The organism is Streptomyces sp. NPDC055632, from assembly GCF_053618675.1.
In genome coordinates this window covers 149,759-171,716 of the sequence record NZ_JBSHHY010000011.1, presented here as the reverse complement: position 1 = coordinate 171,716, position 21,958 = coordinate 149,759, and the positions used below count along the sequence as shown (strand labels likewise).

The 21,958-nt window shown below is 71.5% G+C and carries 21 protein-coding genes; 3 read left to right on the top strand and 18 right to left on the bottom strand.

Features of this window, described 5'->3' with window-relative positions; all coding sequences use genetic code 11:
* On the top strand, nt 1–535 hold a 535-nt coding region (locus ACWGSR_RS17185; protein WP_453567219.1), incomplete at its 5' end, for an ADP-ribosylglycohydrolase family protein.
* A gap of 108 nt (nt 536–643) precedes the next feature.
* Here ACWGSR_RS17185 and ACWGSR_RS17180 read toward each other — a convergent pair.
* From ACWGSR_RS17180 to ACWGSR_RS17125, 12 genes are all read right to left on the bottom strand, one after another.
* The gene (locus tag ACWGSR_RS17180; RefSeq protein ID WP_453567217.1) at nt 644–2,104 is read right to left on the bottom strand and encodes a cytochrome P450; all 1,461 of its coding nucleotides are present in this window, start codon (nt 2,102–2,104) and stop codon (nt 644–646) included.
* A 184-nt stretch (nt 2,105–2,288) separates the two neighbouring features.
* Nucleotides 2,289–5,117, bottom strand: a complete 2,829-nt coding sequence (locus ACWGSR_RS17175) for a DEAD/DEAH box helicase (RefSeq protein WP_453567215.1) — start codon at nt 5,115–5,117, stop codon at nt 2,289–2,291.
* Nucleotides 5,118–5,369: 252 nt separating this feature from the next.
* Complete coding sequence (gene tatC, locus ACWGSR_RS17170; protein WP_376242656.1) at nt 5,370–6,269, bottom strand: twin-arginine translocase subunit TatC; 900 nt, start codon at nt 6,267–6,269, stop codon at nt 5,370–5,372.
* Between the two features lie 105 nt (nt 6,270–6,374).
* A complete protein-coding gene (gene tatA / locus ACWGSR_RS17165; RefSeq protein WP_376242619.1) occupies nt 6,375–6,668 on the bottom strand; it encodes a Sec-independent protein translocase subunit TatA in 294 nt (97 codons plus the stop codon).
* Nucleotides 6,669–6,852: 184 nt separating this feature from the next.
* Entirely contained in the window at nt 6,853–7,050 is a 198-nt protein-coding gene (locus ACWGSR_RS17160; protein ID WP_453567212.1) for a hypothetical protein, read from the bottom strand.
* A 32-nt stretch (nt 7,051–7,082) separates the two neighbouring features.
* A complete protein-coding gene (locus tag ACWGSR_RS17155) occupies nt 7,083–7,346 on the bottom strand; it encodes a CpXC domain-containing protein (protein WP_125659056.1) in 264 nt (87 codons plus the stop codon).
* A gap of 169 nt (nt 7,347–7,515) precedes the next feature.
* Nucleotides 7,516–8,469: a helix-turn-helix transcriptional regulator gene (locus ACWGSR_RS17150; protein WP_366377507.1), complete on the bottom strand. Its 954-nt coding sequence runs from the start codon at nt 8,467–8,469 to the stop codon at nt 7,516–7,518.
* Nucleotides 8,470–8,484: 15 nt separating this feature from the next.
* Nucleotides 8,485–9,441: a helix-turn-helix transcriptional regulator gene (locus ACWGSR_RS17145; RefSeq protein ID WP_376242622.1), complete on the bottom strand. Its 957-nt coding sequence runs from the start codon at nt 9,439–9,441 to the stop codon at nt 8,485–8,487.
* Between the two features lie 152 nt (nt 9,442–9,593).
* Complete coding sequence (locus ACWGSR_RS17140) at nt 9,594–9,974, bottom strand: FKBP-type peptidyl-prolyl cis-trans isomerase (RefSeq protein ID WP_376242624.1); 381 nt, start codon at nt 9,972–9,974, stop codon at nt 9,594–9,596.
* 68 nt (nt 9,975–10,042) lie between these two features.
* Nucleotides 10,043–11,026: an FKBP-type peptidyl-prolyl cis-trans isomerase gene (locus tag ACWGSR_RS17135; RefSeq protein ID WP_453567209.1), complete on the bottom strand. Its 984-nt coding sequence runs from the start codon at nt 11,024–11,026 to the stop codon at nt 10,043–10,045.
* Between the two features lie 194 nt (nt 11,027–11,220).
* Entirely contained in the window at nt 11,221–12,582 is a 1,362-nt protein-coding gene (gene pafA / locus ACWGSR_RS17130; protein WP_376242628.1) for a Pup--protein ligase, read from the bottom strand.
* 69 nt (nt 12,583–12,651) lie between these two features.
* The gene (locus ACWGSR_RS17125) at nt 12,652–13,932 is read right to left on the bottom strand and encodes an MFS transporter (protein WP_376242630.1); all 1,281 of its coding nucleotides are present in this window, start codon (nt 13,930–13,932) and stop codon (nt 12,652–12,654) included.
* A gap of 123 nt (nt 13,933–14,055) precedes the next feature.
* Between ACWGSR_RS17125 and ACWGSR_RS17120 the strand changes: the two genes are divergently transcribed.
* Nucleotides 14,056–15,075, top strand: a complete 1,020-nt coding sequence (locus tag ACWGSR_RS17120) for a LacI family DNA-binding transcriptional regulator (RefSeq protein WP_376242632.1) — start codon at nt 14,056–14,058, stop codon at nt 15,073–15,075.
* An 82-nt stretch (nt 15,076–15,157) separates the two neighbouring features.
* Here ACWGSR_RS17120 and prcA read toward each other — a convergent pair whose 3' ends face one another.
* The 5 genes from prcA to arc all read right to left on the bottom strand — a co-directional run bounded on the left by prcA (nt 15,158) and on the right by arc (nt 20,790).
* Nucleotides 15,158–15,910 (bottom strand): proteasome subunit alpha, encoded by a 753-nt coding sequence (prcA, locus tag ACWGSR_RS17115; protein WP_376242634.1) that lies wholly within the window; start codon nt 15,908–15,910, stop codon nt 15,158–15,160.
* 44 nt (nt 15,911–15,954) lie between these two features.
* Complete coding sequence (gene prcB, locus ACWGSR_RS17110) at nt 15,955–16,794, bottom strand: proteasome subunit beta (RefSeq protein ID WP_376242636.1); 840 nt, start codon at nt 16,792–16,794, stop codon at nt 15,955–15,957.
* A gap of 161 nt (nt 16,795–16,955) precedes the next feature.
* Nucleotides 16,956–17,168, bottom strand: coding sequence for a ubiquitin-like protein Pup (locus ACWGSR_RS17105; RefSeq protein WP_030213091.1), 213 nt, complete (start codon nt 17,166–17,168; stop codon nt 16,956–16,958).
* Nucleotides 17,169–17,328: 160 nt separating this feature from the next.
* Nucleotides 17,329–18,840: a depupylase/deamidase Dop gene (gene dop / locus ACWGSR_RS17100; protein WP_453567205.1), complete on the bottom strand. Its 1,512-nt coding sequence runs from the start codon at nt 18,838–18,840 to the stop codon at nt 17,329–17,331.
* A 183-nt stretch (nt 18,841–19,023) separates the two neighbouring features.
* A complete protein-coding gene (gene arc, locus ACWGSR_RS17095) occupies nt 19,024–20,790 on the bottom strand; it encodes a proteasome ATPase (protein ID WP_121828662.1) in 1,767 nt (588 codons plus the stop codon).
* A 240-nt stretch (nt 20,791–21,030) separates the two neighbouring features.
* On the opposite strand from arc, the gene ACWGSR_RS17090 reads away from it, so the two are divergent.
* On the top strand, nt 21,031–21,342 hold the full coding sequence (locus ACWGSR_RS17090; RefSeq protein ID WP_053640233.1) for a ferredoxin: 312 nt from the start codon (nt 21,031–21,033) through the stop codon (nt 21,340–21,342).
* A gap of 4 nt (nt 21,343–21,346) precedes the next feature.
* Here ACWGSR_RS17090 and ACWGSR_RS17085 read toward each other — a convergent pair whose 3' ends face one another.
* Nucleotides 21,347–21,928 (bottom strand): hypothetical protein, encoded by a 582-nt coding sequence (locus tag ACWGSR_RS17085; RefSeq protein WP_376242642.1) that lies wholly within the window; start codon nt 21,926–21,928, stop codon nt 21,347–21,349.
* Nucleotides 21,929–21,958: the final 30 nt, after the last annotated feature.

The following is a 21,958-nucleotide window of genomic DNA, read 5'->3' as shown; positions in this document are numbered from 1 at the left end:
TTTTTTTGTGTGGGGTGGGGGGGGGGGGGGGGGGGGGGCCCCCTGGGCCCCCCCCCGCCGCATCGCCGCCCTGACGCACGGCGACGGCGCGGCCTGGGAGGGCACGGCGGTCCTCCACGAGCTGGTCCGGGTCGCCCTCCTCGGCGAGGACCCGCTCGCCGCCCTGTCCGCCACCCTCGCCGAAGTGGACCCCGCCCACCGGGAACGGTGGGCGAAGGTGCTCGCCCCGGACTGGCACCCGGACGACGCGACCGAGTTCAACGGCGCGGTCTGGCCCTGCCTCGGCTCGGCGGTGTGGGCGCTGCGCACCACCCGCTCCTTCGAGGAGGCCCTCGCCGCGGCCGTCGACCTGGGCGGCGACACCGACACGGTGGCGGCGGTGACCGGCGCGCTCGCGGGCGCGGTGTACGGCTCCGCCGCCGTCCCCGCCCGCTGGCTGCCGGCCCTCCACGTCCCCCTTCCCGGCTTCGGCGGCCGCGTCCTGCGCGCCGACGACCTGCGGGACCTGGCGAGGGCCCTGGCCTCGGCCGGCTGAAGACATCCGGCGGCCCCGACCCAGTCCCGGTCCCGGTCCCGACCCCAGTCCCGACCCAGTCCCGGTCCCGGTCCCGACCCGGTCCCGACCCCGTTCTCCGGCCCTGCCTCAGCCTCTGGAGTCTCTGGCGCGGACCGTCGCCAGGACGTCGCGGTCCGGCTGGAGGGTGAGGCTGGGGACCGGGCGTATTCCGTCGGCGGTGACGTCCAGGTGGAAGCGGCGGGCGAGGACCGCGAGGACGAGGACCGCCTCGACGAGGGCGAAGCGGGTGCCGAGGCACACGCGGGGACCGCCCCCGAACGGGAACCAGGCGTACTCGGGTATTTCCTCGGCCGTCCCGTCGGCCGTCCCCTCGGCCGGTTCTCCATCCTTCCTCCCCTCCTGCTCTCCGGTCAGCCAGCGTTCGGGCCGGAAGGCCTCGGGGTCGCCGTACCAGCGGGGGTCGCGGTGGGTGGCCCACTGGCTTGACCAGACGCGGGTGCCGACGGGGACGGATGTGCCTCCGATGGTGGCGCCCTCCTTCGCGAGGCCGGTGATGAGCCAGATGGTGGGGTAGAGCCGGAGGGTCTCCTTGACGACGGCCTGGGTGTAGGTGAGGGCGGCGTAGTCGTCGTATCCCGGTTCGTGGTCGGCGAGGACCCGGTCGAGTTCTTCGGTGAGGGCGTCCCGGACCCGGGGGTTGCGGGAGAGCAGGTGCCAGGCCCAGACGAGGGTGGAGCTGGTGGTCTCGTGGCCGCCGATGTAGAGGGTGACCGTCTCGTCGCGTATCTCCCGGTCGGAGAGGCGGGCGCCGGTCTCGTCCCGGGCGGCGAGGAGCCGACTGAGCAGGTCGGGGCGTTCGGTGTCGCCGTCGCGGTGGCGGGAGACGATCCGGGAGACCTCGGCGTCGATGACGGCCGTGGCGCGTTTGATGCGGGCGCGTCCGGGGGTGGGGATCCAGTCGGGCAGCAGGGCTCCGATGCCGCTGAACTCGGCTCCGATCTCCTTCTGCGCGACGTCCATCGCCCGGCCGATGGACTCGGCGTCGGCGGCCGTGTCGACGCCGAAGATGGTGCGGACGGCGATGAGCTGGGTGAGGGCGGCCATCTCCTTCTTGATGTCGATCCGTTGTCCGTCGGTCCACCGGTCGGCGAGGCCGACGGCGCATTCGGCCATGGTCGCCGCGTAGGAGCGGACCTGTTTGGGGCGGACGGAGGGCTGGACGAGGGAGCGCTTGCGCCGCCAGTCGGCGCCCTTGGCGACGACGACGCCGTTGCCGAGGAGGGTGCGGAAGGCGATGCCGAGGTCGGGCTGGTCGAAGGTGCGCTCGACCTCCGTGAGGAGTTCGCCGATGTTGTCGGGGTGGGCGATGAAGAGGGCGCGGCTGCGGCCGAAGCGCCAGCGGACGAAGTCTCCCCGGTCCCGGAGCTGTTCGAAGAAGGCGAGGGGGTCCTTGCCGAAGGCGGGCAGGTTGCCGAGGAGGGGCACGCCCCGTGGTCCTTCCACGAAGGCCACCGGCCCCCGGAGCGGCGTTCCCGTCGGTCGCTCCTCGTCGCGCGTCCCGGCATCCGGACCGGTGTGCATGGTCATCCGTTTCCCCTCCCCAACTGCCCTTCCCTGCATGTGAGTCCATGCAAGCGGAAGGGCCGGGCTCCGCGCCACCCCTGTGGACGACGGCCTGTGGACAACGGCGGTGAGAACACGACAAAGGCCGGGGCCCATGGCGTGATCGCCATGGGCCCCGGCCGGAACTCACCCGATGGGGTGAGGAAGGTCAGCCCACCGAGCTGTAGGCGACGACGCCCCGCAGCAGCGAGTCGACCGCCTTGCGCGCGTTCTTGGCGACGGTGCTGTCCTCCCTGGGCGCGGCGGCGGCGATCTGTCCGAGGACGTCGATCACCTGCTTGCACCAGCGGACGAAGTCGCCGGCGGGCATCTCCGCCTCGCGGAGCACCTGGTCGAGGCTCTTGTCGGAGGCCCACTGGTAGGCGGCCCAGGCGAATCCGAGGTCGGGCTCGCGCTGGCCCACCCCCTCCGCCTGGTTGATCTTGAACTCCTCTTCGAGGGCGTCGAGGCGTCCCCAGATCCGGACCATCTCGCCGAGCGCCGCCTTGGCGTTGCCGGTGGGCAGCTTGGGCGCGACGGCGTCGTCGGCCTGGCGGGACTCGTACACGAGCGCGGAGACGCAGGCGGCGAGTTCGGGCGGGGTGAGGCCCTCCCAGACCCGGTCGCGGAGGCATTCGCTGGCCAGCAGGTCGAGTTCGCCGTAGAGCCGGGCGAGCCGCTTGCCGTTGTCCGTGACCTCGTCGCCGCGCAGGTAGTCGAGCTCGGTGAGGAGCGCGACGATCCGGTCGAAGGTGCGGGCGATGGTGTTGGTGCGGCCCTCGATGCGCCGCTCCAGCTGCCGGGTGTCGCGCTGGAGGCGGTGGTAGCGCTCGGCCCAGCGAGCGTGGTCCTCGCGCTCGTCGCAGCCGTGGCAGGGGTGCGCGCGGATCGCGGTGCGCAGCCGGGCGATCTCGCGGTCGTCGGCTGCGGCGGAGCGGTTCTTGCCGTGCCGCTCGGGGTTGATGTGGCCGGCCTTGCTGCGCAGTGCGGAGGCGAGGTCGCGGCGGGACTGCGGGGAGCGCGGGTTGAAGGACTTGGGGATCCTCATGCGCTCCAGCGCCTCGACCGGGACGGGGAAGTCGATGGAGGCGAGCCTCTTGACCTGCCGCTCGGCGGTGAGGACGAGCGGGCGGGGCCCGTCGTGGTGCTCGAAGCCGCGGTGTCCGTTGGTGCGGCCCGCCGGGATGCCGGGGTCGAGGACGAGGGCGAGGCCGGCGAACTTGCCGGTGGGGACGTGGATGACGTCGCCGGGCTTCAGCTTCTCCAGGGAGTTCGCCGCCTGGGCGCGGCGCTGGGCGGCGCCCTGCCGGGCCAGTTCCGTCTCGCGGTCCTTGAGGTCGCGGCGGAGCAGCGCGTACTCCTCGAAGTCCCCGAGGTGGCAGGTCATGCCCTCGCGGTAGCCCTCCAGGCCCTCTTCGTTCTTCTGGACCTGGCGGGAGATCCCGACGACGGAGCGGTCGGCCTGGAACTGCGCGAACGAGGTTTCGAGGAGTTCGCGGGACCGGTGCCGGCCGAACTGGTCGACGAGGTTGACCGCCATGTTGTACGAGGGCTTGAAGCTGGAGCGCAGCGGGTACGTGCGCGTGCCGGCGAGTCCGGCGAGGTGGCCGGGGTCGAGGCCGCGCTGCCAGAGGACGACGGCGTGTCCCTCGACGTCGATGCCGCGGCGTCCGGCGCGGCCGGTGAGCTGCGTGTACTCGCCGGGGGTGATGTCGGCGTGCTGCTCGCCGTTCCACTTGACCAGCTTTTCGAGCACGACGGACCGGGCGGGCATGTTGATGCCGAGGGCGAGGGTCTCGGTGGCGAAGACCGCCTTGACGAGGCCGCGGACGAACAGCTCCTCGACGACCTCCTTGAAGGTCGGGAGCATGCCGGCGTGGTGGGCGGCGATGCCCCGCTCCAGGGCTTCGAGCCACTCGTAGTAGCCGAGGACGTGGAGGTCCTCGGCGGGGATGGAGGCGGTGCGCGCCTCGACGATCTCGCGGACCCGCTGGCGGGCCTCGTCGTCGTTGAGGCGGAGTCCCGCGTAGAGGCACTGCTGGACGGCGGCCTCGCAGCCGGCGCGGCTGAAGATGAAGGTGATGGCGGGCAGGAGCCCCTCGGCGTCGAGGCGGTCGATGACCTCGGGCCGGCCGGGGGTCCAGATGCGGGAGCGCTGGCGGCGCTCGCGCTCGCGGTCGGCCTCGCGGACCATCTTGCCGCGCCGCCGGTCGCGCGGGTTGTACGTGCGCGTGTTCTCGGTGCGGGCGAGGCGGAGGAGGTCGGGGTTGACCTCGCGGCGGGAGGCGCCGCGGCCGCCGTGGTCGGTCTCCTCCTCGAAGAGGTCGTACATCCGGCGTCCGGCGAGGACGTGCTGCCAGAGCGGCACGGGGCGGCTCTCGGAGACGATGACCTCGGTGTCGCCGCGGACGGTGTCGAGCCAGTCGCCGAACTCCTCGGCGTTGGAGACGGTCGCGGAGAGTGAGACGAGGGTGACGGACTCGGGGAGGTGGATGATCACTTCCTCCCAGACGGCGCCGCGGAAGCGGTCCGAGAGGTAGTGCACCTCGTCCATGACGACGTAGCCGAGGCCGGAGAGGGCCTGGGAGCCAGCGTAGAGCATGTTGCGGAGGACTTCGGTGGTCATGACGACGATCGGGGCGTCGCCGTTGACGCTGTTGTCCCCGGTGAGCAGGCCGACCTTGTCGGCCCCGTACCGCTTGACGAGGTCGGCGTACTTCTGGTTCGACAGCGCCTTGATGGGGGTCGTGTAGAAGCACTTGCGGCCCTGGGTGAGGGCGAGGTGGACGGCGAACTCGCCGACGATGGTCTTGCCGGAGCCCGTGGGCGCGGCGACCAGTACCCCCTTGCCCGCTTCGAGGGCCTTGCACGCCTCGATCTGGAAGGGGTCCAGGTCGAAGTCGTACATCTCGCGGAAGGGGTGCAGCGCGGTGGCCCGCTCGGCGTTGCGGGCGCGGGCGGCCGCGTACGCCTCGGCTGGTGTGAGGTCCTCTGTCATCTTGTTGTCGAGCCTACCCGCCACCTCTGACGGTGACGCGATCTTTATCGCGCGATGTGGACCGCGGGAGCGGGTCGTCCGGAGTGGATCAGCGGGGCGGGACGGGGGCGTCCGGTGCGAGGACGCGCAGGGCTCCGGGTGTGCGCTCCACGGCGAGGGGCGGCGGGCCGCGCGCCCCGGCCCGCGGCGGGTGACGAAGAGGGTGATGCCGCTGGTCGTGAGGGCCCCCGGACGAGTCCGGGGGCCTACGAGTCAGGTGATGTCGTCGTAACCGTTGAGGCGCCGCACTCCGGTGCCGGGCTCCCCGGTGGCCTGCTCGGGCAGGGCGCGGGGGGCGCTCACGGACTCGACGGCGCCGACCGTCTCGGGGGTGAGGTCGAGCACGGAGGCCTCGTCGTCGTCGAGCTCGGCGTCGGGGTTGCCGCGCCGGCGCCGCCGGTCGTTGAGGAGGGAGAAGCCGACGGCCCCGAAGTACAGGACGGTGATGGGCCCGGCGAGGGCGATCATGCCGATGGGGTCGGTGGTGGGGGTGATGACGGCGCCGAAGACGAAGACGCCCATGATCACGCCGCGCCACCAGCCGGCCATGCGGCGGCCGGTGAGGACGCCGGTGAGGTTGAGCATCACCAGGACGAGCGGGAGCTCGAAGGCGAGGCCGAAGACGAGCACCATGCGCAGGGTGAAGTCGAGGACGTCACCGAGCGAGAGGATGTTCGCGGAGCCCTCGGGCGTGAGGCTGATGAGGACCTTCACGCTGATGGGGAGGATGAGGTACGCGAGGTAGGCGCCGGCGGCGAAGAGCGGCACGGCCGCGCCGACGAAGGCGTACGTGTACTTCTTCTCGTTCCTGTGCAGTCCGGGCGCGACGAAGGCCCACAGCTGGTACAGCCAGATCGGGCTGGCGACGACGAGGCCCGTCGTCAGCGACAGCTGGATCGTCGTGCTGAACGGGGCCATCAGCGTGTTGAAGGAGACGATCGCGCAGTTTCCGCCGTTGCTGGTGACGTCCGGTGCGCAGGTGGGCACCGATTTCGTCAGGAACTGCATCAGCTCCTCGCTGTACACGAGGGCGACGATCGTCACCGCGGCGACGGCGAGGAGACCCTTCGCCAGTCGGTTGCGGAGTTCGCGGAGGTGCTCCACGAGGGGCATCCGGCCCTCGGGATCCTTCTCCTGTTTGCGGGCAGACTTGGGCAACCCACGTCCTCATCTCGTGCGGCAGGCCGCCGCCCGGTGCGGCGGCCGCGGCGGACCGGGTCAGCGCTTGGTGGTGTCCGTGGGCTCGGTCACGGGGCGCGCGCTGGTCACGTCGCCGGGAGCGGCCTGGATGGTGCGCGGGGCGGCGGGCTGGTCCGGCGCCGCGGTTCCGGCGTGCGGCGGATCGGCGGGCGCGCTCTGCTGGTCGTCGGACTTCATCGCCTTGGCCTCGCTCTTGAGGATGCGGGCCGACTTGCCGAGCGAGCGGGCCATGTCCGGGAGCTTCTTGGCGCCGAACAGCAGGATGATGACGACGAGAATGAGGATGATCTCGGTGGGGCCGAGCCTACCCATAGCTGTTTACCTTCTTCACCGAGGCGACATGGTGTGCGTACCGGCGGGTCGGACAGGTGTCCGGCCACCGCGCTGTCTGCGATCGTAACCCGCAGGAGTAAACGGGGGGCAATGCCCGTGCGTACTCCCGATTGCGTCCCGCGTGCCCCGGCCGGGGCCGCTTCCCGCAGCGTACGGCACGGGTTCAGCGGAGCGTCTCGCCGGTTCGGGCGAGGTCGGTGGCGGCGTCCTCCAGTTCCTCGGCGGCCCGGGTGATCCGCTCCGTGGTGCGGGCCACTTGGCGGCCGAGGCTCTGGACCTCCAGGAAGACCTTGACGGCGAGGACGCCGAGGACGGCGATGCCGAGGAAGCCGAGGGCGATGGCGAGCATGGGCCAGAACATGGGGCGAGCCTAGACGGTGGGCGGCGGGGGGTTCAGACGGTGGTGTGGAGGCGCAGCGTCCGGACGCCGCCCCCGGTGAGGAGTTCGACGATGCGCTCGCCGGCGGGCTTGCGGACGGAGCTTCCGCACTCGGGGCAGGTGAAGGAGTAGAAGGTGGTGCGGCGGCTGGCCCCGATGGCGAGGCGCAGGGCGTTCGCCGAGAGTTCGAAGCGGGAACGGCAGTCGGGGCAGGCGGCCTTGAAGAGCACCGGGGCCACCGTCGCCGCAAAACCGTGCATCACGGACATTTCCCTCATCTCCCTAGACCCCGACCGTTCATCTCTCCGGTCCCTGGCGACTCGTCGCTGTCCCAGGTCGCCCGTCCCCGACGTCCTGTCCCCCGCGCTCCCGGTCCCCCGTCCCCGGCGTCCCGGCGCCCGTCGCCGCCCCGCGTCGGGGAGGACCGTGCGCGTCCGCCGGCGCGTCTCACTCGCTCTCGTACGCGGCGAGCGCGGCCGCGGCCGCCGTCCTGGCGCTGTCGGCGAGCTCGGCCGGCGCGACGATGCGCCCGTCGCTGCCGAGCCGGAGCGCGAGCCTGCGCAGCGAGGCGGGGTCCGGCGTCCGCAGGGTGATCCGCAGACCGCCGTCGGGCAGCTCGTCGGCCCTGTCGTGCGGGTAGTACTCGGCGACCCAGCGGCCGCCGGGGCCGACCTCGACCACGACCTCGGGGTCGTCGGCGGAGGGCTGGACCAGGTTCTCGGAAAGGTCCCGCAGCTCCAGCTCCGGCGGCGCGGCGGGCTCGTCGAGGAGGCGGATCTCCGCGACCCGGTCGAGCCGGAAGGTGCGGCGCGCCTCGGAGAGGCGGCACCACGCCTCCATGTAGGTGTGGCCGACGGCGAAGAGCCGGATCGGGTCGACCTCGCGCTCGGTGAGCTCGTCGCGCGCGGGCGAGTAGTAGCGCACCCAGAGCCGGCGGCGCTCGGAGATCGCCCGGTCGACCTCGGCGAACACCCCGCCCTCGGCCTCGAAGGTCACCGAGAGCCGGGAGCTGGCCCCGGCGGCCTCGCCGGCCGCGGCCTCCAGCTTGGCGGTGGCGCGGAGCAGGGCCTCCCGGTCGCTCTCGCGGAGCCCCGGCAGGGTGGCGACGGCGCGGGCGGCGACGAGCAGGGCGGTCGCCTCGTCGGCGGCGAGCCGCAGCGGGGCGGCGACGTCGTCGGGGTTGTGCCACCAGATCCGGTCGCCGTCGGTGTCGATGTCGAGGAGGTCCCCGCCCCGGAAGCTGGTGCCGCACATGGGCAGCACGTCCAGGTCGGAGATCAGCTCGTCCTCGGTGATGCCGAAGGCGCGGGCCACGTCGGCGACGTGGGCGCCGGGGCGCTCGCGGAGGTAGGTGACGAGGGAGAGCATCCGCCTCGTCTGGTCGATCGCGTTGGCAGCCATGCGTCCGTCTTCCCCTCAGCCCTTGGCCACGGCGCGCAGCCGGTCCAGCACGTCGGCCCGCAGATCGGCCGGTTCCAGTACGACGACGTCGGGGCCGAACTCGACGAGCCAGGCGTCGAGGCCGTGCCCGTACGGGATCTCCAGCTCGTCCCAGCCGTCGGCGCCCTCCCGTACGGACTGGGCGCGGGCCCGCAGCGGATAGCCGGCGCCGGCCCGGAGCCGGATGCGGGCGGAGCGGGTGGCGGTCTCTCCGGCCCAGCTCTCGACGGTCTCCCGGACGGTGACGACGTCGGGCACGGGCGCGGTGAAGGCACCGGCCCGGGAGCGGACCTTGCCGGTGATCCGGGAGAGGCGGAAGACGCGCTCGGCGCCGCGGTCGCGGTCCCAGCCCGCGAGGTACCAGTGGCCGCGCCAGCACTCGAGGGTCCAGGGCTCGACGTGGCGGGTCCCGGGCCGGGCGGCGTTGGCCTTGCGGTAGTCGAAGACGACGGGCCGCCGGTCGCGGCAGGCCAGCATGAGGGGCTCGAAGGCGGCCTCGCGGACCGGGATGCGCGGTTCGAGGGCGCTGGGCTGGACGTCGTACGAGTCCTCCGCCTCCGGCATGCCGGCGGCGCGGAGCTTCTGGAGGGCGCCGCTGGCGGCCCCGGCGAGGCGGGCCTGCTGCCAGACCTTGGCGGCGAGGCCGAGCGCGGCGGCCTCCTCGGCGTCCAGGGTGATGGGCGGCAGCCGGTTGGAGTCGCGGCGGGCCAGGTAGCCGGTCTCGCCCTCCAGGTTCTCGACGGTCTCGATGACGAGGCCGAGCTCGCGGAGGTCGTCCTTGTCGCGCTCGAACATGCGGTTGAAGGCGTCCTCGCCGCTCGCTTCGAGGTAGGCCTCGATGGAGCCGCGGAGCTCGCGCTTGCTGAGCGGGCGGCGCGTCCCGAGCAGGCACAGCGCGAGATTCATCAGCCGCTCGGACTTGGCAATCGCCATCGACGCCCTGCACCTCTTCCGCCTGTTCCACTTCCCGGACGTCCGACCGTACCGTCCCGGGGTCCGGGGACAAAAGCCGAGGGCCCCCGCCGTGGACGGCGGGGGCCCTCGGGGCCTCACCGGTCGGGACCGCGCCCGTCCGGACGGGCGGGTCAGCGCTTGCCGACGGCCACGAGGTCGCAGACGAAGATCAGCGTCTCGCCCGGGGCGATGGCCCTGCCGGCACCGCGGTCGCCGTAGGCGAGGTGCGCGGGGATGACCAGCTGGCGGCGGCCGCCGACCTTCATGCCCTGGACGCCCTGGTCCCAGCCCGCGATGACCTGGCCGATGCCGAGCTGGAAGCCGAGCGGGGTGCCGCGGTTCCAGGAGGCGTCGAACTCCTCGCCGGTGGAGAAGGCCACGCCCACGTAGTGGACCTGCACGGCGTCGCCGGCCGCGGCGACCTCGCCGTCACCCTCCCAGATGTCCTTGATCTCCAGGTCCTTCGGCGGCTCGCCACCCGGGAAGTCGACCTCGGGCTTCTCGATGCTCACTGCTGTGTGCTCCTTCGTGTGGTGCGTCGATCCGGAACAGTCTCACAGATCGGTGATCGGGACGGGGATCAGGCGACGCCCAGGATGTCGACGGAGAAGACCAGCGTGTTCTTCGCCAGCTCGCTGCTCGGGTTGGCTCCGTAGCCCAGGGCCGGCGGGATCACCAGGAGCACGCGGTCGCCGACGTTCTTGCCGACCAGGCCCTTGTCCCAGCCCTGGACCACCGATCCGGTGCCGATCTGGAAGGCGGTGGCGCCGCCGTGGTCCCAGGAGGAGTCGAACTTCTTGCCGTCCTCCCACTTCACGCCGGTGTACTGGGCGATGAGTCCCTGGCCCGCCTCGACCTTGGGGCCCGTGCCCTTGATGAGCACCTGCTCCTTGAGCTCGGTGGGGGCCTTCTCGCCCTTGGGAATGGTGATCGTCGCGGCGGCCTGGGAGGGGGCCTTCACCTCCGGCATTCCGGCCGCGGGCGCCGCCTGGGCGCCCTTGACCTCGGCCTTGGAGTCGACCGTGGCCGCTCCCGCGACGTCGACGACCCAGACCAGGGTGTCGGTGGCCTTCAGGCCCGACTGCGGGTTCAGGTTCTCGCCGACCAGATCGCCCGCGGTCCCCTGGACGAGGATGCGGGAGCCGGCCTTCTTGCCCTCCACCGCGTTGAGGACCTTCTCCGGAAGCTGCTGGCTCGGCTGGCCGAGCCGCTCGACGGACTGCGGGTGCGCTCCCTTGGCGGCGGGCGTCTGCTGCTGGGCCCACGTGCCGCCGAGCGGCTTGTCGTCCTGCCACTTCTCGACGGTCCAGTCCAGCCTGACGAAGTCGCCCTTCTTGACCGTCGCCCCACTGCCCTCCGTGACGGTCTCGATCACCGTCTTGCCGGCGGCCTTGGCGTCCTTGGGGACGACGACGTCGGGCTGGGCGCCGAACTCCCCCTTGACCTCGGCCACCGCGCCGTCCGAGGAACCGCCCTTCTCCGAGTCCGAACCGCACGCGGCGGTGATCAGCAGGACGGGCACGGCGAGGAGCGCGGCGATACGTCGCTTCGTGTTGTAGTTCATCAGTCCAACTGGGAGTCGGGGCCATGGGAACGTCCACACTCTACGGTGCGGCCCATGTCCCGCAGGGGTTCCGCCGTACTCGGCCGGCAGAACCGGGGCCGCGCCCCCGGAGGGGCGCGGCCTTCGGCGTACGAGGTGGGAGCCGGGGTGCGGGTCAGCCCGCGTACGCCGCGTTCACCCGTGCGGTGGTCCCGTCACATTCCGGCGATCAGCTTCTCCACCCGGTCGTCGACGGAGCGGAACGGGTCCTTGCACAGGACCGTGCGCTGCGCCTGGTCGTTGAGCTTGAGGTGGACCCAGTCGACGGTGAAGTCCCGCCGCTGCTCCTGGGCGCGGCGGATGAAGTCGCCGCGGAGGCGGGCCCGGGTGGTCTGCGGGGGCACGGACTTGCCCTCGAAGATCTTCAGGTCGTTGCAGATCCGGGCCGCCTGACCGTTCTTCTGCAGCAGGTAGTACAGCCCGCGGCGACGGTGGATGTCGTGGTAGGCGAGGTCTATCTGCGCGACCCTCGGGTTCGACATGGTCATGTTGTGCTTGGCCCGGTACCGCTCGATGAGCTTGTACTTCATGACCCAGTCGATCTCGGTCTCGATGCGGTCCAGCCGCTCGGCCTCGATCGCGTCGAGCGTGCGGCCCCACAGCTCCAGGACCTGGGCGACGGTGCCGCTGCGGATGCCGCGGCGGTCGACGAAGTCCACGGCCTTCTCGTAGTACTCGCGCTGGACCTCCAGGGCGGAGGCCTCGCGGCCGCTGGCGAGGCGGACCTTGCGCTGGCCGGTGATGTCGTGGCTGACCTCGCGGATGGCCCGGATCGGGTTCTCCAGGGTCAGGTCGCGCATCACGGTGCCGGCCTCGATCATGCGGAGCACGAGGTCGGTGGCGCCGACCTTGAGCAGCATGGTCGTCTCGGACATGTTCGAGTCGCCGACGATGACGTGGAGCCTGCGGTAGCGCTCGGCGTCGGCGTGCGGCTCGTCCCTGGTGTTGATGATGGGCCGCGAGCGGGTGGTGGCGGAGCTGACGCCCTCCCAGATGTGCTCGGCGCGCTGGGAGACGCAGTAGACCGCGCCGCGCGGGGTCTGGAGGACCTTCCCCGCACCGCAGATGAGCTGTCGGGTGACGAGGAACGGAATGAGGATGTCCGCGAGCCGGGAGAACTCCCCGTGGCGGGCGACGAGATAGTTCTCGTGGCAGCCGTAGGAGTTTCCGGCCGAGTCGGTGTTGTTCTTGAAGAGGTAGACGTCGCCCGCGATTCCCTCCTCGTGCAGGCGGCGTTCGGCGTCGACGAGCAGGCCTTCGAGAATGCGCTCGCCGGCCTTGTCGTGGGTGACCAGTTCGGTCACGTTGTCGCATTCCGGTGTTGCGTATTCCGGATGCGAACCCACGTCGAGGTAGAGGCGGGCGCCGTTCCGCAGGAAGACGTTGCTGCTGCGGCCCCATGACACGACACGGCGGAAGAGGTAGCGCGCCACTTCGTCAGGAGACAGTCGGCGCTGTCCCCTGAACGTGCACGTGACGCCGTACTCGTTCTCCAGCCCGAAAATGCGGCGGTCCATGACTGAACATTACGCCTGAGGGCCTGTGCTGAAACCGGGTTGGACACTCACGTTCGGATCATTTTCCGATCAGGGCGTGTTCTTTTCGGCGTGCGCGGCGGCGGGGGCGTCCGCGCCGACGGTGTGTCGCGCCTTCGCGGCGGGGGCGTCGGGGGCCTTCGGGGCGTCCAGGACACGAGTGGTGGCGAGGAGGACGACGAAGGCGACGATGCCGCCCGCTCCGGCGACGGCGAAGCCGGACGCCGTCCCGGCGAGTTCGACGGCGGGGCCGGCGGCGGCGGAGCCGAGGGCCGAGCCGACGCCGAAGGTGGTGACGAGCCAGGAGAAGGCCTCGGTGACGGTGCCGCGCGGCGCGTGCCGGTCGACGACGAGGAAGGCGCAGGCGAGGGCGGGGGCCAGGAAGACGCCGGAGAGGACCGAGAGGCCCGTCATGGCCGCGGGGCCCGGCACGAGGACCAGCGGCAGGTAGCAGACCGCGAGGAGGAGCACGAGGACGCGCAGGCGCCGTTCGGGGGCTCCGGCCCACTGCCGGGCGCCGTAGGCGACGCCGCCTAGGAGCGCGCCGAGGCCGAGGGCGGCCATCAGCCAGCCGTAGACGGCGGGCGCGCCCCGGTCGTCGGCGTAGGCGACGGCGGCGACGGTGATGGAGCCGAGGGCGAGGCCGACGAAGAAGAAGGAGCCGAGGAGGGCGAGGAGGCCGGGCGAGCGCAGGGCGCCCAGCCAGTGGGCCTCGCGGGGCGCGGAGCGCCAGGTGCGGGAGGGCTCGGAGAGGACGACGGCGAGGGCGCCGAGGACGCCGAGGGCGTTGACGACGACGAGCGCGGCGGCGGGCGACCACAGGGCGACCAGGAGGGTCAGGAGCAGGGGCCCGACGGTGAACATGACCTCCTGGGCGACCGCGTCGAGGGCGTACGCGCGGTGGACCCGGTCCTCGCGGCCGAGGACGCTCGGCCACAGGGCCCGCAGTCCGCCCTCCAGGGGCGGGGTGAAGAGGCCCGCGAGGACGACGGCCGCGTAGGCGAGGCCGAGGTGGCCGATGCCGGTGAGGGCGAGCAGGGCCGCGCCGAGGGCGGAGAGGACCGCGGCGGGCAGTTGCACCCGGGGCTGGCCCTTGAGGTCGACGGCCCGGCCGAGGAGGGGCTGGCCGAGGGCGGTGGCGACGCCGTACGCGGCGATGAGGCCGCCGGCGAGGGTGTAGCTGCCGCCCTGGTCGCGGACGAAGAGGGTGAGGGCGACGGGGCCGACGGCGTTGGGCAGGCGCCCCACGAGGGTCCCGGCGAGCAGCCGGGCCGCGTGCGGCGCCCGGAGTATGTCGAGATAGCCCCCGCGTGCCGGTGCCTCGGTGGCCATGTCGGTCTCCCCTCACCCGGATCCCTCCGGGGTTTTACGTATAACGTCCGACGTCATACGTACCATGTCGGCTGTGCGCGGGTCCACCCCGCGCCCCTGGGACCGTCCGACGCGGAGGCTTGTGTGCAGACCCCGGAGCCGCTCGGCGGCACCCGCCCGACCAGCCGGGACGTCGCCCGGGTCGCGGGCGTCTCGCAGGCCACCGTCTCCCTGGTGCTCGGCGACAAGTGGCGCGGCCGGGTCTCCGAGCGCACCGCGGGCGCCGTGCGGGAGGCCGCCCGGGACCTCGGCTACCGGCCCAACCTGGCCGCCCGCAACCTCCGGCTCGGCCGCACCAGGACGGCCCTGCTCGTCGTCCCGGCCCTCACCAACGAGTTCTTCGCCCACGTCTACACGGGCGCCGCCGCCGCGGCGGCCCGGCACGGCTTCGGCGTGGTCCTCTACCCCTCCCCCGACGGCCTGGGACCGGCCCGGGACCCCTTCGCCTCGGCGCAGGCCGCCCTCGACGGCGTGATCGCCTCCTCCATGGCGACCGACGCCCTGGAGGCCTTCCGGGGCACCGACCTCCCGCTGGTCATGCTCGACAGCGACCCGGCCGGCACCGGCGCCGCCGCCCATGTGAACCTCGACGTCGCGGACGGGATGCGCCGGGTGACCGGGCACCTGCTCGGCCTCGGCCACCGCCGCTTCCTGCACCTGGCGTCCGGGGCGCCGTCCTGGACCTTCGACGTCCGGGCCGACGCGCTCGCCCGGGCCCTGCGCGGGACGGAGGTCCGCACCGTGCGGTCGCCGCTGAACGTCGCGGACGCGCGGGAGATCGCGCACCGGGCCCTCGCCGCCCCGGGGCCCCGCCCCACGGCGGTGGTCTGCGACGACGACATCCTCGCGGCCGGGGTCTACAAGGCCGCGCGCCGGCTCGGGCTGCGCGTCCCCGAGGACCTGTCGGTCACCGGCTTCGACGACATGTCCCTGGCCACGGTGGTCGAGCCCGAGCTCACCACCGTCCGGCTGCCCGCCGAGGAGTTCGGCCGGCGGGGCATGGAGGCCCTCCTCGCCGTCCTGGCGGGCGAACCGCCCCGCCCGGAGACCCTTCCCGTCGCCCTGGTCCCCCGGGGCTCCTCGGGGCCCGCACCGGCCTCCTGAGGCCCCTCCGGGCTCCCCCGGAGGGAGACGCGAGGAGGGGCCCCGGCCGCTCGCGCGCGCCGGGGCCCCTCGTCGGTCCGTCCTACTCCTCGGGAGCCTCGTCGGAGGGCTCGTCCGTCTTGGTCACCGCCGCGTTGTCCGCCTCCAGGAGGCGGGAGAGCTGCCGGCCGACGATCCGCTTGAACTTGCGCTGCTGCGGACGCGTGCGGTCCAGGACCGCCACCTCCAGGCGCTCGGCGGGGATGTCCCGCTCGCTGCCGTTGGTGTCCCGCGAGAGCGCCTGCACGGCCAGCTTCAGGGCCTCGGCCAGGGACATGCCGTCCCGGTGCCGCTGGTCGAGGAAGGAGCTGATCTGCTCCGCGTTCCCGCCGACCGCGACCGAGCCGTGCTCGTCGACGATCGAGCCGTCGTGGGGCAGCCGGTAGATCTGGTCGCCCTCCGGCTCGGCGCCGACCTCGGCGACGACCAGCTCCACCTCGTACGGCTTCTCCCCCGCGCTGGAGAAGATGGTGCCGAGCGTCTGCGCGTAGACGTTGGCCAGGCCGCGCGCGGTGACGTCGTCCCGGTCGTAGGTGTAGCCCCGCAGGTCGGCGTAGCGCACGCCACCGATGCGCAGGTTCTCGTACTCGTTGTACTTGCCGGCGGCCGCGAAGCCGATCCGGTCGTAGATCTCGCTGAACTTGTGGAGGGCCCGGGACGGGTTCTCGCCGACGAAGACGATGCCGTCGGTGTACTGGAGGACGACGAGGCTGCGGCCCCGGGCGATGCCCTTGCGGGCGTACTCGGCCCGGTCGGCCATGGCCTGCTGGGGTGAGACGTAGAACGGAGTGGACACCGGCGGTCCGTCCCTTTCTTCTGGGCTTCTGGAGCGACGAGTGGTCAGAGCAGGGCGGCGCGCGGCCCGTCGGGCTGCTCGAGCCGTCGCTCGGTGATCGACCGGGCGAGCTCGGAGGACTCGGCCTCGCTGAGCCTGCGGAAGCCCTCGTCGGTGATGACGGTGACGATCGGGAAGATCCGCCGGGCCAGGTCCGGGCCGCCGGTCGCGGAGTCGTCGTCCGCCGCGTCGTACAGCGCCTGCACGACCAGCGTGGTGGCCTGCTGCTCGGTCAGGTCGTCGCGGTAGAGCTTCTTCATCGAGCCGCGCGCGAAGATCGAGCCCGATCCGGTGGCGGCGAAGCCGTGCTCCTCGGAGCGACCGCCGGTCACGTCGTAGGAGAAGATCCGGCCCTTCTCCTTGCCCTCGTCCCATCCCGCGAAGAGCGGCACGACGGCGAGGCCCTGCATGGCCATGCCGAGGTTGCCGCGGATCATGGTGGACAGGCGGTTCGCCTTGCCCTCCAGGGAGAGCGTCGCGCCCTCCACCTTCTCGAAGTGCTCCAGCTCCAGCTGGAAGAGCTTGACCATCTCCACCGCCAGGCCGGCGGTGCCGGCGATGCCGACCGCGGAGTACTCGTCGGCCGGGAACACCTTCTCGATGTCCCGCTGCGCGATCATGTTGCCCATGGTGGCGCGGCGGTCACCGGCGAGGACGACTCCCCCGGGGAACGTGGCGGCCACGATGGTCGTGCCGTGGGGGGCCTCGACGACGCCCTCCGGAAGCTTCCGGTTGCCGGGGAGTACATCCGGCGAGTGCGCGGACAGGAAGTCCATGAACGAGGACGAGCCCGGCGTCAGGAAGGCCGCCGGCAGACGCCCGGTGCTACGAGGGTTGGCTTCCACGCGATTCCTTCCGGGTGGGAGAGTCGGCCCGCCGTGGGAAGCGCGGGCCGATCTTGCTTGCTGTGCACGGACCTTACCCGTGCCACGGCCTGTCACCCGTCCCCGGACCCACGGCTTTCTCCGGGGCTCCGGGGACGGAGGACGACGGGTGCGCGAGGCGGCTACTCGCCGCCCTTCTGCACGAACGATCGAACGAAGTCCTCGGCGTTCTCCTCCAGGACGTCGTCGATCTCGTCCAGGACGGAGTCCACGTCCTCGCTCAGCTTCTCCTGGCGCTCCTGGAGGTCGGAGCTCGCCTCCGTGGTGGTCTCCTCGACCTCCTCCGTGGAGCGCGTCGCCTTCTGCTGTCCGCCGCCGGTGTCCTTGGTCGCCATATCCCTCACCCCGCTCGAATCGGCCCGCTCGGTTGAGTCCTTGCAAGATCAGACCCTATAGGTCGGGTCCGACTTCGGCCTCGTGGTTTCCACAACGCCCGGGCACTGGTTCCATGATTCCCAGCGCCGGGGCATTTCAGGCTTGTGCCGGGCTCCCGGTTCAGTCGCCGGAGAGCACGCGCACCAGCTCCTCCGCCGTCCGACAGCGGTCCAGGAGCGATTTCACGTGCGCCTTGGTGCCCCGGAGGGGCTCCAGGGTCGGGACGCGCTGGAGCGAGTCCCGGCCCGGCAGGTCGAAGATCACCGAGTCCCAGGAGGCCGCGGCCACGTCGTCGGCGTACTGCTCCAGACAGCGGCCCCGGAAGTAGGCCCGGGTGTCCTCCGGAGGCGCCGTCTCGGCCCGCTCCACCTCGGCCTCGTCCAGGAGCCGCTTCATGCGCCCGCGGGCCGCCAGACGGTTGTAGAGGCCCTTGTCGGGGCGCACGTCCGCGTACTGGAGGTCCACCAGGTGCAGCCGGGCGGCGTCCCAGTCCAGGCCGTCGCGGCGCCGGTAGCCCTCCATGAGCTTCCGCTTGGCGATCCAGTCGAGCTCGCCGGCCAGGCTCATGGGGTCGTTCTCCAGCCGGTTGAGGGTGTCCTCCCAGCGCGTCAGGACGTCCTTGGTCTGCTCGTCCGCGTCCGTGCCGTACCGCTCGTCGACGTACTTCCTGGCCAGCTCGAAGTACTCCATCTGGAGCTGCACCGCGGTGAGCGTCCGGCCGCTGCGGAGCGTGACCAGGTACTGGAGGGAGGGGTCGTGCGAGACGTGGTGGAGGGTGCGCACCGGCTGGTCGACGGCGAGGTCGACGGTGATGAAGCCGTCCTCGATCATCGACAGGACCAGCGCGGTGGTGCCCAGCTTGAGGTAGGTCGAGATCTCCGAGAGGTTCGCGTCGCCGATGATCACGTGCAGCCGGCGGTAGCGCTCGGCGTCGGCGTGCGGCTCGTCCCGGGTGTTGATGATGGGCCGTTTGAGGGTGGTCTCCAGGCCCACCTCGACCTCGAAGTAGTCGGCGCGCTGGCTGATCTGGAAGCCGTGCTCCCGCCCGTCCTGGCCGATGCCGACCCGTCCCGCGCCGGTCACGACCTGGCGGGAGACGAAGAAGGGGGTGAGGTGGCGCACGATGTCCGAGAAGGGGGTCTCCCGCTTCATCAGGTAGTTCTCGTGCGTGCCGTAGGACGCGCCCTTGTTGTCGGTGTTGTTCTTGTACAGGTGGATGGGCTGGGCCCCGGGGAGCTGGGCGGCGCGCTCGGCGGCCTCCGCCATGATCCGCTCGCCGGCCTTGTCCCAGAGGACGGCGTCGCGGGGATTGGTGATCTCCGGGGAGCTGTACTCCGGGTGGGCGTGGTCCACGTAGAGACGGGCCCCGTTGGTGAGGATCACGTTGGCGAGGCCGATGTCCTCGTCGGTGAGCTGGCTGGAGTCGGCCACCTCGCGGGCGAGGTCGAAGCCGCGGGCGTCCCGCAGCGGGTTCTCCTCCTCGAAGTCCCAGCGGGCGCGGCGCGCCCGGTGCATCGCCGCCGCGTAGGCGTTGACGATCTGGGACGAGGTGAGCATGGCATTGGCGTTCGGGTGTCCCGGGACGGAGATCCCGTACTCCGTCTCGATGCCCATTACTCGCCGTACGGTCATGCGGCCCTCCTTGCCCGGCGGCGCTCACTGTGCGCGACTCGGCGGTACCGAAGAGCCTAGATCGGCTCCACGCTGGTGGGGAGACAAGATGCGGTATTTCCCCGTGGTGCCGGGGGAAATACCGGGTGGAATGCGTCGGCTGCGGATGCCCGGGTTTCCGGACATCCGCAGCCGGTGGGCGTTCTACAGGTACTGACCGGTATTGGCCACCGTGTCGATGGAGCGTCCGGTGTCCGCGCCCTGCTTTCCGGTGACGAGCGTGCGGATGAACACGATCCGCTCGCCCTTCTTTCCGGAGATACGGGCCCAGTCGTCGGGGTTGGTGGTGTTGGGCAGGTCCTCGTTCTCCTTGAACTCGTCCACGCAGGCCTGGAGGAGGTGGGAGACCCGGATGCCCTTCTGGTTGTGGTCGAGGAAGGCCTTGATGGCCATCTTCTTGGCCCGGTCGACGATGTTCTGGATCATCGCGCCGGAGTTGAAGTCCTTGAAGTAGAGGACTTCCTTGTCGCCGTTGGCGTACGTGACTTCGAGGAAGCGGTTCTCCTCGGATTCCGCGTACATCTGCTCGACGACGGACTGGATCATTCCGTGGGCGGCGGCGGCCTTGGAGCCGGCGTGCTCGGAGACGTCGTCCTCGTGCAGCGGCAGGTTGCCCGTGAGGTACTTCGCGAAGATGTCCTTCGCCGCCTCCGCGTCCGGACGCTCGATCTTGATCTTGACGTCGAGCCGGCCGGGCCGCAGGATCGCGGGGTCGATCATGTCCTCGCGGTTGGAGGCGCCGATGACGATGACGTTCTCCAGGCCCTCCACGCCGTCGATCTCGGCGAGCAGCTGCGGGACGATGGTGTTCTCCACGTCCGAGCTGACACCGGATCCGCGGGTGCGGAAGAGGGATTCCATCTCGTCGAAGAAGACGATGACGGGGGTGCCCTCGCTCGCCTTCTCCCGCGCACGCTGGAAGACGAGGCGGATGTGCCGCTCGGTCTCGCCGACGTACTTGTTGAGGAGCTCGGGTCCCTTGATGTTGAGGAAGTAGGACTTCCCCGCGGGCTGACCGGTCACCTCGGCGACCTTCTTGGCCAGGGAGTTGGCCACGGCCTTCGCGATCAGCGTCTTGCCGCAGCCGGGCGGGCCGTAGAGCAGGATGCCCTTCGGCGGCCGCAGTTCGTGCTCCTTGAAGAGGTCCGGGTAGAGGTACGGGAGCTCGACCGCGTCGCGGATCAGCTCGATCTGGTTGCCCAGGCCGCCGATCTTCTCGTAGTCGACGTCCGGGACCTCTTCGAGGACGAGCTCTTCGACCTCGCTCTTGGGGACCACCTCGTAGACGTAGCCGGACCTGGGGTCGAGCAGCAGGGCGTCGCCGGAGCGGATGGTGACGTCCAGCAGGGGCTCGGCGAGCCTCACCACCCTCTCCTCGTCCGTGTGCCCGACCACCAGGGCGCGCTCGCCGTCCTCGAGGATCTCCTTGAGGGTGACGATGTCGCCGGCGCGCTCGAACTCCATGGCCTCGACCACGTTGAGCGCTTCGTTGAGCATGACCTCCTGGCCGCGCCGGAGCTCTTCGAGCTCGATGCTCGGGCTGACGTTCACCCGGAGCTTGCGGCCGCCTGTGAAGATGTCGCACGTGCCGTCCTCGTTGGCCTGCAGGAAGACACCGAAGCCGGCCGGCGGCTGCGCGAGCCGGTCGACCTCCTCCTTGAGGGCCACGATCTGGTCGCGGGCCTCACGGAGCGTGTTCGCCAGACGTTCGTTCTGCGCGGACACGCCGGCCAGGTTGGTCTGCAGCTCGACGATCCGCTCTTCGAGAATCCTCGTGTGGCGCGGAGAGTCGGCGAGCTTGCGGCGCAGGACGGCGATTTCCTGCTCGAGATAGGCAACCTGACCGGCGGGGTCTTCAGACCCTCGTCCCGGCCGGATGCCGCGGTTGATGTCGTCGTCGTGGGCTGCCACGGTCCTCACCTCCTCCAAGGGGAGCTGGACGCTTCCTGACCCTACCTGCGTGGGTGGTGATTGAAACCCCTAGATCAAAAAGACTCCGGGGTGTGTCCGATCTTCACCCTTGCGCTTCCCCTCTCGCCAGGGGAATACCCACCCTTCACCGTCTGAAAGCGGGCGGTTGTATCGTCGTCATTGGCCAACACCCGCCAAGGGTGGCCCGACTTAACGCGCGAAGCAGAAACGGCAGGAGATATGACCGTGCAGGACGAGGCCCCGGCGACGGGCGCCGGCGAGGCCCTGGAGGTCTGGATCGACCAGGACCTGTGCACCGGGGACGGGATCTGCGCGCAGTACGCTCCCGAGGTCTTCGAGCTGGACATCGACGGGCTCGCTTATGTGAAGAGCGCCGACGACGAGCTCCTCCAGGACACGGGCGCCACCACCCCGGTGCCGCTGCCGCTGCTCCAGGACGTGGTGGACTCCGCGAAGGAGTGCCCGGGCGACTGCATCCACGTGCGCCGGGTCGCGGACAAGGTCGAGGTGTACGGCCCCGACGCGGAGTGACGGGTCAGGCGCTCCGCGCCTCGTCCTGGCCTGCGCGGACGAAGGCTCCGCCCCGCCAGCGCCAGCTGACCTGCTCCTTCTCGTCCGGGCAGCAGCGGGGCACGTCGAAGGACGAGTAGCCGAGGAGGGTGGCGAGCACCGCCCCCTCGCGTACGGCGAGCTCGGTGACGTTCTTGTGCTGCTCCGGTGCGACGAGCGTGGCGACCACGCGCGCGGGTGCGTCCGTCCCCTTGCCGCGGGTGAGGACGTAGACGCCGCTCGGCGGGGTGCCGGAGCCGGCTTCGCAGTGCACGACCGCAACGGTCTCGGGGTTCCCGTCGCCGTCGAGGTCCCCGGAGACCCTTCTGGCGACCGTGTGGGGGCCTCCCGCGCACTCCAGGGGGTAGGAGGCCGACGCGGCCTCGGGGGCGGCCGCCGGGCGCGGGGCGGCGGCGGTCGCGGTGGCGGTGGTTCCGGCGGGGCCGGGCTGGAGGAGTCCCGCGAGGGCGACGACCGCGGCGGTCGCGGTGGCGGTGGCCAGCCAGTGCATCGGCCCGGCGTGGGTGTGCGCGAGGTCGGTGAGGTCCGGGGCGGCGGGGAGCTGCACGCGAGACGTCTCCTGTGGGGTGGTGCGGCG